Annotated in this window: 12 protein-coding genes and 1 tRNA gene; 4 read left to right on the top strand and 9 right to left on the bottom strand. The window is 65.9% G+C overall.

Annotated features, from left to right (window positions below; all coding sequences use genetic code 11):
• Positions 1 to 131 precede the first annotated feature (131 nt).
• The 4 genes from L0966_RS04520 to L0966_RS04505 form a co-directional block, all read right to left on the bottom strand.
• Positions 132 to 1133: a TRAP transporter substrate-binding protein gene (locus tag L0966_RS04520; protein WP_234050625.1), complete on the bottom strand. Its 1002-nt coding sequence runs from the start codon at positions 1131 to 1133 to the stop codon at positions 132 to 134.
• 367 nt (positions 1134 to 1500) lie between these two features.
• Positions 1501 to 2355, bottom strand: coding sequence for a MaoC family dehydratase N-terminal domain-containing protein (locus L0966_RS04515; RefSeq protein WP_234050624.1), 855 nt, complete (start codon positions 2353 to 2355; stop codon positions 1501 to 1503).
• 12 nt (positions 2356 to 2367) lie between these two features.
• Positions 2368 to 3531, bottom strand: coding sequence for an acyl-CoA dehydrogenase family protein (locus L0966_RS04510; protein ID WP_234050623.1), 1164 nt, complete (start codon positions 3529 to 3531; stop codon positions 2368 to 2370).
• A 59-nt stretch (positions 3532 to 3590) separates the two neighbouring features.
• Positions 3591 to 4412 (bottom strand): CoA ester lyase, encoded by an 822-nt coding sequence (locus tag L0966_RS04505; protein WP_234050622.1) that lies wholly within the window; start codon positions 4410 to 4412, stop codon positions 3591 to 3593.
• A gap of 328 nt (positions 4413 to 4740) precedes the next feature.
• Between L0966_RS04505 and L0966_RS04500 the strand changes: the two genes are divergently transcribed.
• From L0966_RS04500 to L0966_RS04485, 4 genes are all read left to right on the top strand, one after another.
• Positions 4741 to 5871: a CaiB/BaiF CoA-transferase family protein gene (locus L0966_RS04500; protein WP_234050621.1), complete on the top strand. Its 1131-nt coding sequence runs from the start codon at positions 4741 to 4743 to the stop codon at positions 5869 to 5871.
• 21 nt (positions 5872 to 5892) lie between these two features.
• On the top strand, positions 5893 to 6618 hold the full coding sequence (locus tag L0966_RS04495; protein WP_234050620.1) for a class I SAM-dependent methyltransferase: 726 nt from the start codon (positions 5893 to 5895) through the stop codon (positions 6616 to 6618).
• A 62-nt stretch (positions 6619 to 6680) separates the two neighbouring features.
• Entirely contained in the window at positions 6681 to 7658 is a 978-nt protein-coding gene (locus L0966_RS04490; RefSeq protein WP_234050619.1) for a LysR family transcriptional regulator, read from the top strand.
• Between the two features lie 149 nt (positions 7659 to 7807).
• On the top strand, positions 7808 to 8521 hold the full coding sequence (locus tag L0966_RS04485; protein WP_234050832.1) for a hypothetical protein: 714 nt from the start codon (positions 7808 to 7810) through the stop codon (positions 8519 to 8521).
• A 589-nt stretch (positions 8522 to 9110) separates the two neighbouring features.
• On the opposite strand, the gene L0966_RS04480 is transcribed toward L0966_RS04485, so the two are convergent.
• The 5 genes from L0966_RS04480 to L0966_RS04460 all read right to left on the bottom strand — a co-directional run bounded on the left by L0966_RS04480 (position 9111) and on the right by L0966_RS04460 (position 16935).
• Positions 9111 to 9185: transfer RNA gene (locus L0966_RS04480), tRNA-Gly, on the bottom strand.
• A gap of 616 nt (positions 9186 to 9801) precedes the next feature.
• Positions 9802 to 11391, bottom strand: a complete 1590-nt coding sequence (locus L0966_RS04475) for an HlyD family type I secretion periplasmic adaptor subunit (RefSeq protein WP_234050618.1) — start codon at positions 11389 to 11391, stop codon at positions 9802 to 9804.
• A complete protein-coding gene (locus L0966_RS04470; RefSeq protein WP_234050617.1) occupies positions 11388 to 13559 on the bottom strand; it encodes a type I secretion system permease/ATPase in 2172 nt (723 codons plus the stop codon). Before L0966_RS04470 ends, L0966_RS04475 begins: the two co-directional genes overlap by 4 nt.
• A gap of 510 nt (positions 13560 to 14069) precedes the next feature.
• Positions 14070 to 15137 carry a calcium-binding protein gene (locus L0966_RS04465; RefSeq protein WP_234050616.1) on the bottom strand — a complete coding sequence of 356 codons (1068 nt, stop codon included), beginning with the start codon at positions 15135 to 15137 and terminating at the stop codon, positions 14070 to 14072.
• 166 nt (positions 15138 to 15303) lie between these two features.
• Positions 15304 to 16935: a HAMP domain-containing methyl-accepting chemotaxis protein gene (locus L0966_RS04460; protein ID WP_234050615.1), complete on the bottom strand. Its 1632-nt coding sequence runs from the start codon at positions 16933 to 16935 to the stop codon at positions 15304 to 15306.
• Positions 16936 to 16998: the final 63 nt, after the last annotated feature.

Here is a 16998-nt window from a genome sequence, read left to right as displayed (position 1 = left end):
AGCATGACATAGAGTTTGTGCAGCGGGTCTTCCATGGGTCCTCCCAATCCCAGGGCCGACCGAGCGGCCGGGCATGGGGAAAAAAGGGCGCGCTCCGGAAAATCCAGAGCGCGCCGCACGCGGCCGGGAGGTTATTGGCCGACGGACCGGGTGGCCTTGAGCACCTGATCGATGGTGTCCTGGCCAATACGAGACGACATTTCCGAGTACACGGGCTCCATGGCCTTGCGGAACGCGGCCGTGGCTTCGGGCGTGGGCTTGGAGAGCTGGATCTTGCCGGATTTGCGCATCGCCTCGAGCGCTTCGTCATTCTCGGTCTGGGCGATGGAATTGGCGTAGACGGTGGCTTCAGCCATGGCCTTTTCGAGCTGGGCGCGGGTGTCGGGCGGCAGTCCTTCCCAGAAGGCCTTGTTCACGATCACCGCATAGCCGATGTAGCCGTGATTGGTCTCCAGGCCGTGCTTCTGCACTTCGTAGTGCTTCTGGGTGTAGATGTTGGAGGGCGTATTCTCGGAGCCGTCCACCACGCCGGTCTGCATGGCCTGGTAGACCTCGGAGAACGCCATCACCTGCGGCAGGGCGCCGATGGCGCGGAACTGGGCTTCCAGCACCTTCGAGGACTGGATGCGCATCTTCAGGCCGTGGAAGTCCTTCGGCATCTCGATCGGGCTGTTGGCCGTCATGATCTTGAAGCCGTTGTCCCAATAAGCGAGGCCCTTGATGCCCTTCGGCTCAAGCTTGGTGAGCAGGTTCTTGCCCACCTCGCCGTCGGTCACGCGGCGCAGGGCTTCCTTGTCCGGGAAGATGTAGGGCAGGTCGAACACCTCGAACGCGCGCACCCCGAGCGGGCCGAATTTGGCGAGGGAGGGGGCGAGCATCTGCACGGCGCCAAGCTGGAGCGCCTCCATCTCCTCCTTGTCCTTGTAGAGCTGGGAGTTGGGGTAGATTTCGACCTTGACCTTGCCGTCGGTATACTTTTCAGCAAGTTCCTTGAACTTTTCCGCGCCCTTGCCCTTTGGCGTGTCGGGCGTCGTGACGTGGCTGAACTTGATGACCGTCTGCTGCGCCATGGCGAGCGGGGCGCTGAGCAGCGCGGCGCCAAACACGGCCGCACCGAGAATCCTGATATTCATCACATTTTCCTCCCAATCCGTTCTGAAAAAAGGGCATTGACGCGTGCCGCGCCCTCACCCTCCTGTTCCGCACTTCTTGAACCGCTGGTGCGTTCCTTTGGCGCATTATCCGGAAGCACGTCCCGCGCGCCAATAGAGAATGAACCTAACAGAGATAGAATAAGCTTATATCCGTCGGTGCAGTGCACCCGCCGTGCGGTCATTTTGCAGTGCAGCAGCCGTGTGGCCGCCGTCATAGGCCCTTAAACTCGGGCCTTTTTTCTTGTTTCGCTCGGGTGTCACCGCGCCGGGCGGGCGGCAGGCGCCGCAAGGCTTTGCATTCACCTGCCCTTGGCGCGCGAAGCGGTGTTGCCCGCTCGAAGCCGCGCTACCGATCGGCTTGCGCGACCATCGCTTCCGGTCCGCCGCCCGCCGCGCTCCACAGCTTGAGCGTTCCGGCGCCTGTTTCCTCGGCATGCAGGAAAAATGGCGCGGTATCGAACAGGGGCGATAATCCGCGGAAGCTGAAGCGCGCGGGCGGAGCCCCCAGCAGCTCGGCGGCGAATCGGTAGAGGAGGGTGGCCTGCAGCGGGCCGTGCACCACCAGGCCCGGATAGCCTTCCACGCGCGTCACATACGGGTTGTCGTAATGGATGCGGTGGCCGTTGAAGGTGAGGGCGGAATAGCGGAACAGCAAGGCTGCGGAGGGGTCCACCTCGCGCCGGAAACGCCCGTCGGCCGCCGCCGGCAGCGCGCGGGGCGATGCCCCCGGCGCGTCGAGGCCACGATAGACGATGTCCTGGCGCTCGGTGAGCACGGTGCGCTCGCCAGCGGTGATGGTGTGCAGCACGGTGACGAAGCAGAGGGTGCCTGTGCGCCCCTCTTTCACCGTGAGGTCCTCGACCCGGGAGGTGCGCCGCATGGTGTCGCCCACGCGCAATTCCTCGCGGAAGGTGAGCTCACCGCCAGCCCACATGCGTCGCGGCAGGGGCACTGGCGGCAGGAAGCCGCCCCGGGCGGGATGACCGTCGGGCCCCAGCGCCCGCGTCATGGCGGCGGGCTGGGCAAGGCACAGATGGATGAAGCGCGGGGCCACCTCCCCGTCGGCGGGCGCGCCGGGCTCTTCGTCAAAGGTGGCGCGATAGCGCTGCACCAAGGCGGCGGTCACCAGCTCGGTCGCGGTCTCCTCGCGGCCGATCCAGGTGCGCAGGTGGTCGAGGTCGAGTGCGGGATTGTCGCCCATGCCAGTGCCTCCTCAGAACGAGCGCGGCAGGCCGAGCACATGCTCCGCCACGAAGCTCAGGATGAGATTGGTGGAAATGGGGGCCACCTGGTAGAGGCGGGTTTCGCGGAACTTGCGCTCCACGTCATATTCGCAGGCGAAGCCGAAGCCGCCGTGGAACTGGAGGCAGGCATTGGCCGCTTCCCAGGAGGCCTTCGCCGCCAGGTACTTGGCCATGTTGGCCTGGGTGCCGCACGCCTCGTGGGCATCATAGAGCCGGCAGGCCTCGAACCGCATGAGGTTGGCGGCCTCGACCTCGATGAAAGCTTCCGCGATGGGGAATTGCACGCCCTGGTTCTGGCCGATGGGACGGCCGAACACCGTGCGCTCGCCGGCATAGGCGGTGACCTTGTCGATGAACCAGTAGCCGTCGCCGATGCACTCCGCCGCGATCAGCGTGCGTTCCGCATTGAGGCCGGTGAGGATGTACTTGAAGCCCTGGCCCTCTTCGCCGATCAGGTTCTCCGCCGGGATCTCCAGATTGTCGAAGAACAGCTCGTTGGTCTCGTGGTTCACCATGTTGAGGATGGGGCGAACCGTCATCCCGCTCTTCATGGCTTCCTTGATGTCCACGATGAAGATGGACAGGCCCTCGGACTTCTTCTTCACCTGGTCGAGCGGCGTGGTGCGCGCCAGCAGGATCATGAGGTCGGAATGCTGAACCCGCGAGATCCAGACCTTCTGGCCGTTGATGACATAGCGGTCGCCCTGCTTCACCGCGGTGGTCTTGATCTTGGTGGTGTCGGTGCCGGTGGTGGGCTCGGTCACGCCCATGGACTGCAGCCGCAGCTCACCGCTCGCGATGCGCGGCAGGTACTTACGGCGCTGCTCCTCCGAGCCATGCCGCACCAGCGTGTTCATGTTGTACATCTGCCCGTGGCAGGCGCCCGAATTGCCGCCCGCGCGGTTGATTTCCTCCATGATGACGGACGCTTCCGTAAGGCCGAGGCCCGAGCCGCCATAGGCTTCCGGAATGAGCGCCGCCATCCAGCCGGCCTTGGTCAGGGCATCCACGAATTCTTCGGGATAGGCGCGCGCCTCGTCCACCTTGCGGTGGTACTCGGCTGGAAAGTCCGCGCACAGGGCGCGCACCGCGTCGCGGATGTCCTCGAACTGGTCGCTGCCGATGGTCTTCATGGGGTTGGGTCCTTGAGCGTCCCTGGGTTTCGTTCTGCTTGGGGCGAGCGCGTTTGCGCTCAGGCCCGGGAGAGGATGCGTTCCGCCCGCAGCCGCACCGGCGCATCCACCATGGCGCCGTCAACGGTGACGACTGCACCGCCTTCCGCCAGCGCCGCCACGATGCGCCGGGCCCAGGCGATCTCCTCAGCCGAGGGGGCGAAGCCCGCCATGACCGGGGCAATCTGGCTGGGGTGGATCAGCAGCTTGCCGGCGAACCCGATTTCCGCCGCATAAGCGGCATCGTCGGTGGCAAGGGCACCGTCCGAAAGGGCGGTGGTGACCCCGTCCACCGGACCGTCGAGCCCGGCGAGACGGGAGGCCAGCACGAGCTCGGAACGCGCCGCCAACAGGGCGTTCCGAGTGTGGGCGCAGCCGAGGTCGGCCGCGAAATCGATGGAGCCGAAGGCCAGCCGCGCCACCTGCGGCACGCAGGCGATGGCGCGGGCCTGGGCGAGCCCCAGCGCGCTTTCGATCAGCGGCACCACCGGCATGGACCCCAGCCGCCCGGCCACCCGGGCCACCTCGGCGGCGCTTTCCGCCTTGGCCAGGACCACGCCGGCGAGGGGAAGGGAGCGGGCAAGGTCGAGGTCATCCTCATGCCAGGACGTTGCGGCGCCGTTGATGCGCAGCAACACCGGCCCCGTCGCGGGCAGGGCAGAGGCGACGGCGGCGCGGGCCGTAGCCTTGTCCGCATGGGCCACCGCATCCTCAAGGTCGATGATGATGGCGTCGGCGCCGGCGGCGGCCGCTTTCGCGAAGCGCTCGGGGCGCGTGGCGGGTACGAACAGCGCGACAAGCCGTCCGTTTCGCAGTGCGGAAGGGCGCGGGGCGGGGGTCATGATGAGGCTCCCTCCGGTGAAGCGAAGAATGGCGGCCGCCGGCGCGCAGAACGGGGCGGCTCGCGTGGAAAGCGGCGCAAGACTTGCCGCAAACGGTGCCAACAACGAAATATGGATTTGCGCTGGCCTTTAGATGCACAGCCTATAGCTGCCCCGGCGGTGAGAGAGTGGGGCATAACATTGTGCTATGCCGCCTAGGCTTCAGTTATATTTGCTTTTTCTGCCAGAGACGGCAACCGTGCACTCAGCTGGGGCCATCCCGCCCGCCGGCGGCCGGCGCGCGCGAAATGGCCCTCACTTCCTCAGAATGCAGCCCGCCGGTGTTTCGATGCCTCGTGACCTCGAAGGAATACTTGTCGTCTCGGTCGAGCAGGCCGTGGCGGCGCCCTATGTCTCCGGCCGTCTGGCCGATGCGGGCGCGCGCGTCATCAAGGTGGAGCGGCCGGAAGGCGACTTCGCCCGCAATTATGATGCGCTCGTCCATGGCGAGAGCGCCTATTTCGTCTGGCTCAACCGGGGCAAGGAATCCATCTGCCTCGATCTGAAGTCGCCCGCCGACGCTCAGGTGCTCGCCGGCATGCTCGACAAGGCCGATGTGTTCATTCAGAACCTCGCGCCCGGCGTTATCGATCGCCTGGGCTTCGCCCCCGATGCGCTGCGCGAGAAGAATCCGCGCCTCATCACCTGTTCCATTTCCGGCTATGGCGAGGACGGCCCCTATCGGGACCTGAAGGCCTATGACCTGCTGGTGCAGGCGGAAAGCGGCCTTTCGTCCATCACCGGCAATGCCGCCGGGCTCTCACGGGTGGGCGTCTCGGTGTGCGACATCGCCGCCGGTATGACCGCTTTTCAGGCGGTGCTCCAGGCGCTCATTGGTCGGGAGCGCACGGGGGTGGGGCGGCACATTTCCGTGTCGCTCTACCATGCGCTGGCGGATTGGATGAACGTGCCGTTCCTGCAGTTCGCCTATGGCGGCAAGGTGCCGGAGCGCGCGGGGCTCAGCCATCCCACCATCGCGCCTTACGGCGCCTATGGCTGCCAGGATGGCAAGTCGGTGCTGTTCTCGATCCAGAACGAGCGCGAGTGGGTGAATTTCTGCGCCGGCGTGCTGGAGCAGCCCGATCTCGCCACCGATCCGCGCTTCACCAGCAACAGTCTGCGGGTTGCGAACCGTCCCGCGCTCGAGGAGCTGGTGTGCGCCGTGTTCGCCGCCCATTCGCGCGACGAAATGGTGGAGCGGCTGGAGCGGGCGCGAATCGCCTATGGCCGCGTGAGCACCATGGAAGACCTCACCGTGCACCCGCAGAACCGTTATGTTGAGGTGGAAACGCCGACGGGTCCGGTCCGCTATCTGGCGCCCGGCGCTTTGTTCGACCGCACGGTGCCGCATTTCGGTCCGGTGCCCGGCCTGGGCGAGCACAGCGCCACGCTGCGCCGCGAGTTCGGCCCCGCCGAGTAAAACAAAAAAGGGAGGAAGCCCATGACGCAGGCTGAGCGGAACGCAGCCGGATCCAAGCAGGCGCGGCCCCAGGGGGCTCCGCTGGCGGTGATCGAGGAGTGGCTGGCGCCGCTGGGCGGCCGCCGCCTTTTGGATGTGGGCTGCGGGCGCGGGGCCCTGGCGCGGCGCCTGGTGGCCCGCGATGCTCAGGTTGTGGGGGTGGATCCGCAGCCGCAGACCATCGCCGCGGCGCGCGAGCTGGTGCCGGAGGCCGAGTTCCGGGAGACGGGGGCGCAGGCGCTGCCGTTCGCCGATTCCGCGTTCGACGCCGCCGTGCTGCTCAACAGCTTCCACCACGTCCCCCTGTCCTTGATGGATGCCGCCCTTGGAGAGGTGCTGCGGGTGTGCGCCGGTCCGGTACTGGTCATCGAGCCCCTGGCGGAGGGGCCCTTCTTCGAGGTGATGCGGCCGGTGGAGGATGAGACGGAGCAGCGCCTTGCGGCGCAGGCGGTCATCACCCGCACGGTTGAGGTGGGGGCGGCAAGGCTGCTGCGCGCGCACGACTTCGACGATGTTCGCAGCTTCGCCGATGTGGACGCGTTCCTCGCCAAGGTGATCGCGGCGGACCCCGCGCGGGCGGAGACGGCGGCGCGCCTGCGTGGCGAGGTGGAAGCGCTGATGCGCCAATGGGGCACGCCCGAGGGCGAGGGTCTGCGGCTCGATCAGCCGCATCGCGCGCTGCTCCTGCAAAAAGCCGACCACCTATAATTTTTGCCGTCGTGGCAATCAGGTCCTATAAGCTCTACGTCTAACAAGGACGGGGAGACGCCATGGATCTGCGCCAGCTGCGCTATTTCGTGACCATCGCGGAGGTGGGTTCCTTCTCCAAGGCGGCCCACCGCCTGTGCGTCGCGCAGCCGGCATTGAGCCAGCACGTGCGCAACATGGAGCTGGAGCTGGGCGTGGAGCTTCTGTTCCGCAGCCCGCAGGGCGTGCGCCCCACGGAAGCGGGCGAGACCCTGGTGCGCCATGCACGGATCATTCTCAATCAGGTGGAGGTGGCGCAGGAGGCGGTGCGCCGCGGCCAGAGTGAGCCGGAAGGCGAGGTGCGCTTCGGCCTGCCGGGAACGGTGAGCGAGATGCTGTGCGTGCCGCTGCTCAGCGAAGCACGGCGGCGCTATCCCAAGATCAAGCTGCGGGTGGCCGAGGCCATGAGTGGCTTCGTGCTCGACTGGCTGCGCGAGGGCAAGATCGACCTGGGCGTGCTCTACCGCTCGGTGTCGGAGCGCACGCTTCAGGCTCGCCGCGTGCTCTCAGAGGAGCTGAGCCTGCTGGGGCCGGCGCAATCCTCCGAGCTGCCCCATCCGCCGGAGGGACCGGTTTCCTTTTCCGCGATCGGCGATTTTCCACTGATCCTTCCCAGCCCCGGCCATGGCCTGCGGGAGCTGGTGGAGGAACGCGCGCTGGCGGAAAAGGTGCATCTGAGCACCGTGATCGACATCGACACCTACGGCCAGATCAAGCTGCTGGTGGCGGGCGGGCTCGGCTATTCCATCCTGCCGCGCACGGCGCTGCGGGCGGAGGTGGCCAATGGCGTGCTGCGCACCTGGCCCATGGGCACGCCGGTCCTGTCACGCAATCTCTATCTCGTGCGCCCTTCGGACCGGCCTTTGTCCAACGCAGTCAAGGCCATCGAGGAGCTGGCCCACGCGACCCTGGTGAAGCTGGTGCGCGACGGCGCCTGGCCGGCCGAGCTGGTGGAGGACGAGCCCGACACCGCCGAACTGCTGGCCTGGGCCGCGCGCTGAGCCGATGTCTCGCGGCATCTGTCTCGCGACCCGTCTTGCGGTGCCGGAGCTGCCTCTTTTTGGCCCGGTATGGTTTTGCCCTTCCGGGGGATGGGCGCGGCGGATAACAATTTCTCCTGTCATTTCAAGGAGGGATTTCAGCCGTGCGCATGCTCCGGTCGGTGTTGATCCTCGCGTTTTCGGGTGGCGTGGCCCTTGCCGCCGGCTCTGCCGCATTCGCGCAGCAGGAGCCGCCTCCCGCCAAGGTCCCGCCGGAAATTCGCAATGCGCGTTACTGCGAGATCATCCCGTTGAAGGTCACCCTGGAGGGGCTGAAGGCAAGCGTCTACAACACGCTGGGGCACGACACCTGTCCGGAAGAAAAATGGCGCGCCCTGACGGAATCTGAGCTGCGCAGGCACTTTGATGTTCTTGATGTCATCAAGAACGGGCCACGCTATTTCCTTATGGATCAGATCCTTGCTGGGGGAGCCACCGCGTCCGGGGAAGTGATTACGCTGGGCGGGATCGTGCTTCAGAAGCGCGCGGAGGTGCGCCCCAGCCTGCGCCAGGCCATGCAGCCGCCTTTCACCGAGCAGACCATCGACCGCGAAACCACCTATCGCTTCAAGGCCGGCTTGCCGGTGTTCGAGCTGAAGGGGCCGGATGGCGCGGTGTATGTGATGCAATCCTACGCGCAGATCGTGGACCCGACGCTCAGCTATGAAGCGCTTCCCGGCCTCGCCACACGCCTTAAGCTACCGGAAGGCTGGAGCTATGCCTCCCGCGTGCCGACGGAGGACTTGCTGCTCGGCGCCAAGGGAAAGGCAACCGTTATTCAGGATAACCTGAAGAATACCTATCAGAAGGTCGTGGCCCCCTAGTGTATCGGGCTGGCGTTTCTGTCATGCGAACCGGTGCCCTCGTCCGCGAAAACACCCCGGGACTTGTTATGCGCGGACGCGGGGGCATCGCGTGCCCGCGCCACTTCAACTCACTGAGCAGGCGGAAAAAGCCCTCGATCTTATGATCCCATTTGTCCGCCCGGCTTCGCGGGCAGGGGCAGGGGCGGCGTGGATGTGGGGAGGTGACGATCTCGGCGTCGCGCGCATCGTGCCTAGCGACGAGGGGTGCCCTTCTGCTGCGCCTTCGTGAGCCGTGCGCAGATATGCGGCTCTTCAAGGCGCCGCGGCGCGGTGGATCCCTTGCGTCTCGCGCGGACGCGGATCCTGCTCTCGGGTGCCCCCCGAGCGAGCGACCTGGGGCGCTCAGATCCGTTGAAGACGGCGACTCTCGTGGCCTTTGCGGGGCCGAAAAGCGCTTGATCGCGAGGGCATGTCGCAAATCTGAGAGCGACACAGGGGCTCTTTGAACATAGGAGCTCTTTGAGCGGTGCCCGATGTCGGAATGCGCGGCCGGCAAGCGCAAGCGCGCTTGGCTACCCTGCATCAGTGCCTGATGTCTTGAAGAAACTGGAGCGGGCGAAGGGATTCGAACCCTCGACCCCAACCTTGGCAAGGTTGTGCTCTACCCCTGAGCTACACCCGCATCCATCTCGCCGCGCCTCAGTGCGTCGCGGCAGGTGCGTTCGTATGCCAGGAGGCGGCGGCGAATGCAATGGCCTCGACGAGAAATAATGCCTCAATCGCAGACACCTGTGGATGACGCTCTTGCCTGAGGGTGGGCGCCGGCACGCGGACCACCGATCCACCCTCGGTTTTTCCGAATGCTCCAGGTGCTGAAAAGGCGGGGGCGATCGGCGAAACGCGAGGTGGTTTCCCGGCCGCTGCCGGGGCGCCGCCGGGCAGTTGATGCGCGAATGCGGCTCACTGGGCGGATTTTGCGGTCAACGGGCTTGGCTGGCGGTCAGGCGCGGCGCAAAGCGGCATGACACGGCGTCTGGATTGCCGTGCGGCATCGCTGGCTCTCGGTGGCGGTCACCATTCAGCTCGCTCCAGACGCCGCCTCACATCGGCCGATTGTGACGAGCGGCGCGCGCTCGCGCCCCCGGCGTCCGTCGGCCACACTGCTTGCATCACCCCCGGCGGGCTCAGGGCGGAGAACAGCTCGCCGCTGCCCAGCGCGGGTTGAAGCGCGCGAATATTCGAGGCCGTCCGCCGGCTTTGCACTGGGCGCCGGAGGGCAGGGGAGCGCTCCCTGCGGATCACCTTTCGCGCAAAGCCCTGGTTCCGACCTCGATGAGGGGTGAGAAGAGGTATTCCAGGATGCGGCGCTGTCCCGTCTTGACCTCGGCCTGGGCGGTCATGCCGGGGGAGAGCGGGACGGTGGAGCCATCGACGGTCATGGACTGGGCGTCGAGGGCGATGGTGACAGGGAACATCAGGTTTTGCATGGGCTGGGTGCCCGCGGCGCCCTTGGTGCGTGGTGTGGCGGCAGGCGAGGCGAGGCTCTGCTCCACGTCGGGGGCGGACACCGCATCATGGGCGATCCGCAGCACATGCCCGTCGATTGTCCCGAACCGGGTGAAGGGAAAGGAATCGATCTTCACCACCACCCGCGCGCCGACATGCACGAACCCGATGTCGCGGTTGGGCATATAGACCTCAAGCTCCAGCTTCGAGCCCTCAGGCACAATGCGCATCACCTCCTCGCCGGTGGTCACGACCTGGCCCGGTCCGATGACCGCAAGGGCGGTGACCGTGCCGGCGATGGGGGCGGTGATGGTCATCTGGTCCAGCCGCGCACGCGCCTTGACGAGGCGCTGGCGGGTGTCCTCGATCTGCCGCTCCACGTCGGCGAGACGCTGGGCGTTGTCGGCGATGAAGGCGCTTTTTGTGTTCTCGCGGTTGCGCTCGATCACGTCGAGGGCGGCAGTGACCTCCGCAAGCTGGCCCTCCTGCACACGCAGGTTGACGCCCTGGGTCTGGCGCATTTCCTGGGCGTCCAGAAGCTGGGCCTTGGAGCCCACCTCGCGTTCCAGCAGCTCGGCACGCATGCCGATGCGCGTGTCCTGGGTGGCCAATAGCTCGCGCTGGGCGCTGATGGTCGCCTTGAGGCGCGCTTCCTCAGCCAATTTTTGCACCCGCTGGGCGTCGAGCGTCGCCAGCTGGGCGGCAAGCCGGTCCACGTCTCCCTTCAGCACGCGGGCCTCGCGCTCGCGCACGTCCTGCGGAATGTCCGCCCCCCACGCCGTGACCTCGGCGGGAGCACCGCGCTCTACCGCCGCAAGCGCCGCCCGACGCCGCAGCGCCTCCGCCTTCGCGGATTCAAGCGCGGCCGAAAGGCCTGCAACGTCGGCATCCGCCTCACGCGGGTCGAGCCGCATCAGCAGGGCCCCGGCCGCAACCTCCTGGCCATCCCGCACGGCAATCGTCTCTACGCGGCCGCCTTCCAGCGGCTGCACCACCTTCACCCGTCCGGTCGGCTGGATCTTGCCACTGGCCACCGCCACCACGTCCACGGTGCCGATCCAGCTCCAGCCCAGGGCAATGACTGCGAGCGCACAGATGGCGACCAGCAGGCCCAGGCCCACGGGTGAGGGGGGCGTGTCCAGGATCTCCAACGCCGCGGGAAGAAACTCGCGGTCCACCGGGCGACGGCCCGCGTCAGCATCTCGCGGCTTTTCAGCCGCGGCCTTTTTCGGCTCCACGGGCCGCTGCTGCGGGGGTGCGCCGGCGGCGGCGCTGGTGGATTCTGCAGAAGGCGGGGCCTGGGCGGCTGTGGTCCGGGGGGCGGCGTCCGTCGCCGATCCTGCGCCGGTGCGGCCGGCGGCCGCTGCGGGGGAATCCGTCATGACGCGCTCCGCGCCGTCTGCATGGCCCATAGCCGCGCATAAAGTCCCTCTGGCCGCGCCAGCAGTTCGTCGTGGCTGCCCACCTCCACGATGCGTCCATCGACCATGCCCACGATGCGAGAGCAGTCTCGTACCGCCGCGAGGCGATGGGCGATGATGATGACCGTGCGGCCGTGCGCGATGTGGCGCATGTTGGCCTGGATGATCCGCTCGCTCTCATAGTCGAGGGCGCTCGTCGCCTCGTCCAGGATGAGGATGGGCGGATTGGTGACCAGCGCGCGGGCGATAGCGATGCGCTGGCGTTGCCCGCCCGAAAGATTGGCCCCGCGCTCCTCAATCTGGGTGTCGTAGCCCTCCGGCATGCGGGCGACAAACTCGTCCACCCCCGCAAGGCGTGCCACGGCCATCACGCGGGCCCGCGGCATGGCGGGGTCCGCCAGCGCGATGTTTTCATGGATGGTGCGGTTGAACAGGAGGTTCTCCTGCAGCACCACGCCGATGTGGCGACGGAGCCAGGTGGGGTCGACCTGGGAGAGGTCGGCCCCATCGAGCAGAACCTGCCCTTCGCTCGGCAGATAGAAGCGCTGCACCAGCTTGGTCAGGGTGGACTTGCCGGAGCCCGACGGCCCCACGATGCCGATCACTTCCCCCGGCCGGATGGCGAGCGAGACGTGCTTGAGCACTTCCGGCAGGCCGGGCCTGTAGCGGAAGGTCACGTTGCGCATCTCGATGGCGCCGCGCGGCGGCGGCAGCGCGGCACGGGCCGCCGGCAGGCGTTCCGTCGGCGCATTCAGGATGTCGCCCAGCCGCTCCACGGAGACCTGAACCTGTTGGAAATCCTGAAAAATCTGCGACAGCCGCAGGACCGGCTGGGCCACCTGCGAGGCAATCATGTTGAAGGCGATGAGCTGGCCGATGGTGAGGTCACCCTCGATCACCGCCTTCGCCCCGAAAAACAGGATGAAGGCCGTGGACAGCTTCGACACGTATTGGATGGCGTTCTGCCCCAGGGAACCGAGCTGGGTGGCGCTGAACGAGGTGGTCACATAGGCCGCGAGGCGCTCTTCCCACTCCTTCTGCACGATGGGCTCAACCGCGGCGGCCTTCACCGTCTGCATGCCCACCACGGTTTCCACCAGGAACTGCTGGGACAGCGCGCCGCGATCGAACTTCTCCTTGATCTTCGTCAGCAGCAGCGGGCGAACCGCGAAGCTGATGAGGAGATAGAGCGGAATGGTCGCGAGCACGATCACCGTCAGGAACGTGCTGTAGAAGAACAGCACCGCGATGAAGACCAGGGCAAACAGGCAGTCCAGCACCGCGAACAGGCCCTGCCCCGTGAGGAAGGAGCGGATGGTCTCCAGCTCCCGCACCCGGGCGACCGTCTGTCCGGCCGAGCGGGTCTCGAAATAGCCGATGGGGAGCCTGAGCAGGTGCTGGAACAGGCGCTGGCCCAGCTCCACGTCAATGCGGTTGGTGGTGTGGGAAAGCGCATAGGTACGCAGATATTGCAGCACCACATCAAACGCGCCGATGATGACGAGCCCCGCCACCAGCACCGTGAGGGTGGACAGGCTCTGGTGTGCCAGCACCTTGTCCACCACCACCTGGAAGAAGAGTGGCGTGACCAGGGCAAACAACTGGATGAACAGCGAGGCTAGCAAAACATGGCCCAGCGCCGTGCGGTAACGCCAGATGGAGGGCAGAAACCAGGAAAAGCCGAAATTCTCGGGGTTCGTCCCGGCCCCGCGAAAGCGCCGGGTGATGCGCAGCGCCATGGGCTCCAGCGTCTGGGCGAGATCGGCACCGGCCATCGGGGCCTCGACCCGGCTCACGGGATCGATGATCCGATAGCGCCCGTCGGCCAGGCGCCCACCGAACACCCGGAATGCTCCATCCCGCGTCCGCAGGATGGCCGGCGCCGGCAGCCCGTCGAGCCCCTCCGGCAATCTTAATGTCCCGATGGCTGCCTTCAGGCCCAGGAGGCGCGCCGCCCGCACCACGTCCTCGGCATTCGCGACCTGGCCGGTTCCCAGCGCCAGGTCCCGCCGCAACCCCGGCGCCTCGGCCGGAATGCGGAAGAAGGCCGCGATCCCGCATAGCGCGATCAGTCCACCGTCCGCAGGCTCCGCGGCAGAGTTTGACGCTGGGGAAGTCTGAGTGTTCATCCGCCCTTAGGTTCCACGTCGGCACCGCCCCCGATGTTCCCGGCTACGCGCATCACCAGCCCTGTTCATGTTCTCGCCCTGCCCAGGCAGAGACGCCACCACGCGTCATTAGGCGCCGGCGGTCACGACACTAACCCTGTCGAGCGCGCGACTTCCGCACAGGGAATTTCCGGTTACAGGCATCACTAGTTGCAGATCCGCGTGCGAGCAAGCCCGCCTATAGTGCCGTCAGGACGCGGAGTTGGGGGGACGGACGAGCCACGCCGGACGCAGTCGAGGGGCTGTCGGGCGAGGGGGACGCGCTCTCGAGCGGGGCGCCGCTCTGGCGTGGCGCCCCGCGAAACTGTCCTGCACCGTCTCGCTCGCGGAGGGCAGGGGAGTGTCGGTCCACGTGAGGTTTTGACTGTCCTGTCCCCGTGTCACTCATCGGGCCGATTGTGGCGGTGGGCTTTCAGTCTTCAGCATCTGGCGATATGCGCGCCCGTGGATGCCGGGCGCGCATCTGCGCATTCACGAATAGGGAATGCTGTCTGTAAAGACAAAGTCTGAATTTGTGAGGTTGAGCGAAGCTCCATTGGCGATGTGGAACTCTATGGAGCCGATATTGACGATCAGCGTTGAGGGAGACGTAGGGTCAATGCTGGTCGTCATGGTCGAAATATCGTAGAGGCCGCTCGCGTGGATATAGAGAAAGTCCTCACCCTGGGTGAAGTCTTCGACGGTGTCCACATCCCATCCCTGGTAGAAATGAAATTCATCACTTCCCGCACCGCCGAAGAGATGGTCATTTCCCTCAAAACCGTCCAGGCGGTCGTTTCCATTCCCACCATAAAGCCAATCCACATTGGCGCCGCCGCGGAGCGCGTCATCTCCGCCGAGACCCTCCACCGTCATTTCGATCGTGGAATTGTCAGAGGCTTTGCGCGATTCGCCAGCCATCAAAAGATCATTGCCGCTGCTGCCTTTGATGCCGGCAATATCGACCAGCTCAATGCCATCCAGGTTCAGGCCGTTGCCGCTGATGTACGCGGCCTTACTCGTATCCATATTCTGTATTTTTTCGATGCCAGACAGATAGGCAATATTTATATTGTAGCTGGTGTAGCCGGAATCCGCGAGAATGAGGATTGTATCTGTGCCGGTTCCTCCGTCATAGGAGACCGCGTGATAGCTCAGCGTCGCGTAAAAGGTGTCGTTGCCGGCGTCACCATAGAGATAGTCCTCCCCCTGGAATCCGGATATCGTGTCGTTTCCGGTTCCGCCATAGATGTAATCCACGCCATTGCTGCCGGTGATCGTGTCGTCACCGCCATCGCCATAGATGACGCGGGAGCCGCCCGAAAGACCGCCGACGACGGTGATCACGTCGTTGCCGTCATCCCCATGGATGGTCGCATTCTTGGCCTGCTGCACGAAGATCGTGTCGTTCCCGATCCCGGCATTGATCACGATGCTTGAGATGGTTGAGATAGAAACGGTAATCGTATCGTCGCCGCCATAGCCATTGATCGTGTAGCTTGCGGCCCACGTCGAGGCGACGAGCGTATCGTTGCCGCTGGTTCCATTGAGCGTTGCCATAAACCGCATCCTTCTTCCGAGCTCGAATACGGCTGTATTCTACCACTGATTGCATGTTTGTTTTGTTGCATGCTGCCGAAGTGGGGTGGTATTGCGCGGCGCATTGCCGCGCGCCTGATGGCAGGCGCGCTAGCGGTGACGATGTCGCGCGGGTCGCTCCCGGCCGTCAGGCCGCGGCGAATTCGGTCACGAAGCCCTCGACCAGCCGGCTCAGATCAGATGCCTGCCTCGAGAGGCCGCTGGACAGGGAGAGGAGCTGGGTGGCGGCGCTGCCCGTCGTTTCCGCGGCCTCGCTGACGCCCGAGATGTTCTGCGTCACCTGCTGGGTTCCAGTCGCGGCCTGCTGGCAGTTGCGGGCGATCTGCGCGGTTGCCATGCCCTGCTGGTCCACGGCGGTGGCGATGGTCGACGCCCCCTCCTTGATGGCGGAGATGACACGGACGATCTCGGCCATGGAAATGACCGTTCCGTCGGTGGCCTGCTGGATCTCGCCGACCTTGGTGGAAATCTCGTCGGTGGCCTTGGCGGTCTGGCTGGCCAGCTCCTTCACTTCAGAGGCCACCACGGCGAAGCCCTTGCCCGCTTCGCCGGCGCGTGCGGCCTCGATGGTGGCGTTGAGGGCCAGGAGATTGGTCTGTGCCGCGATGGTCTTGATGATGTCGATGACCTCGCCGATGGCGCCGGCCGCCACCGCAAGGCCGCCGATGCGCCGGTTCGAGGCCTCCGCCTCGACGAAGGCGCCATCGGCCACGGTGGCGGAGCGGCTCACCTGCCCGGTGATTTCGTGCACCGAGGCTGCCATCTGCTCGGAGGACGAGGCCACCGTCTGCACGTTGGCGGATGCCTGCTCGGCCGCGGCCGCGACCGCCTGGGCCTGGCGGGATGTCTCTTCAGCGGTGGCCGAAAGGTTGCGGGCGGCATCGGCCACTTCCCCGGAGGAATGGACAAAGCCGGCGGCCAGGGTCTGCATGCGGCCGACGAAATCATGGGCCAGCTGCTCGCGGCGGGCGAGAGTCTCCCGCTCCTCCTGCTCGCGCTGGGCGGCCTCCTGGCGCAGGCTTTCTGCGACGCCCAGATGCCCGCGCAGGGTTTCCAGGGCCCGGGCGATGGCGCCGATCTCTTCCTTGCGCTCCGTGCCGGGCACTGCCACATCGAGGTCGCCCCGGCCGAGGGAGGCCATGACGCCGATGGCCTTCTGAATCGGCCGCACCACCTCGAAGCGGACGATAAACACCGCAAGAACGAGAATGAGCAGCGTCGCGCCGGACATGGCAATCAGCGTTTGCCAGGCCGTGCCCCGTGCCGCCGCCGTAAGGTCGGCGCGCTCCTCGTCAATGCGCTTGCCCAGCTCGCGGTTGACCTGCGCCAGCCGGTCGATGACCGCATCCAGCGCCGGGTCACAGCCGGTCTTCATAGCCTCGGAAACCTTGTCCTTCCTCCCCTCCACGCCACTCTCGGCAATGCGCAGGGCATCCGCGCAGGGGCCGTCCACGGCGCGCTGAAAGTCGGTAACCAGCCCATTCAACTTGTCAGCCTGGTCCGGCAGCAGTTCCACCGCATCCTTCATGTTGCTCTTGAAGCCATCCATGGCCACGTCCACAAGGGTGGAGGTGCTGATCATGGCCAGGGTGTCGCTGGCATCGGCCCGCTGGTGCACGGCGCCGCTATATCGCGCGATGTAGCGGCCGGCATGGGCGAGGTTCATGCCCGCCAGCGCCTCGTGGCCCAAAAGCTGGGAATAAACGCCGTCGATCCACATCATGTTGGACGTGGCGTGGTAGGCCCCGCCAAGGCTCACGGCGCCGAGAACAAAAAGAAGGCTTGTGACCTTCCATGTGAGAGGCCAATTCCTGAACCGCAT

Origin of the sequence: Xanthobacter sp. NM-59, assembly GCF_021401125.1 — a bacterium.
In the GTDB taxonomy this organism is placed as follows: Bacteria; Pseudomonadota; Alphaproteobacteria; order Rhizobiales; family Xanthobacteraceae; genus Xanthobacter.
This window is presented reverse-complemented; position numbering and strand designations above follow the sequence as displayed.